General features: G+C 77.0%; 1 protein-coding gene. It reads right to left on the bottom strand.

Annotated elements, in window-relative coordinates:
- Positions 1-144: 144 nt before the first annotated feature.
- On the bottom strand, positions 145-852 hold the full coding sequence (locus HYE82_RS36850) for a vancomycin high temperature exclusion protein (protein ID WP_179178574.1): 708 nt from the start codon (positions 850-852) through the stop codon (positions 145-147).

Here is an 852-nt window from a genome sequence, read left to right as displayed (position 1 = left end):
GCGCCCAGCCCCCCGCCGCGCACCCGCGTCCTCGGCCGGGCGCCCGCTTCCCACCCGTTGTCGTCGCGCCCGACCGGCCGGCGGCTGCCCGGTGCGGTTCCGCGGCGGTGACCGCGGACGGCGGGCCCGCCCGGGAGCGCCGCGTCAGTCTCGCGGAGCGGCGCCCAGAGCCCGGGGCACCCCCTCCTCCTTCGGCCCGAGGAAGTGCGGCTCCGGCCTGAAGGCCGCGTCGAGGGCCGCCTTGCCCGCCGCGAACACCTCGCGGGTGCCGCCGTAGTACCAGGTCGCGTCGTGCTCGTCGTCGACGCCGACCCCGTACGACTCCACGCCCGCCGCCTGGCACAGGGCGACGGCCCGGCGTATGTGGAAGCCCTGGCTGATCAGCACCGCCCGCTCGACCCCGAATATCTCCCGGGCCCTGACGCACGAGTCCCATGTGTCGAACCCTGCGTAGTCGCTGACGATGCGCGCGTCCGGCACCCCGTGCCCGGTGAGGTACGTCCGCATCGCGCCCGGCTCGTCGTACTCGGTGCGGCTGTTGTCCCCGGTCACGAGGACGACCTTGACCTTGCCGCTGCGGTAGAGCTCCACGGCCGCGTCGAGCCGGCGGGCCAGATACGGAGTCGGCCGGCCGTTCCACAGCCCCGCCCCGAACACCACCGCCACCTTGGCGGGCGGTGTGTCGGCCGTGCTGTGCAGCCGGTCCGCGGCCACCGCGTGCGTCCACGCCGACGGCAGCAGTGCCAGCACGCAGGCCGCCATCACCGCCCGCACGGCCCGCCGCCGCCCGCGCACCCCGCGCGGCAGACGCGGCCGCAGCACCGCCGCCGCCCGCCTCGCCCGGTCCCGCAC

Origin of the sequence: Streptomyces sp. BR123 (assembly GCF_013401435.1) — a bacterium.
In the GTDB taxonomy this organism is placed as follows: Bacteria; Actinomycetota; Actinomycetes; order Streptomycetales; family Streptomycetaceae; genus Streptomyces.
Note: the sequence above shows the minus strand (reverse complement) of the source record. Positions and strands in the feature narration are given on the sequence as shown.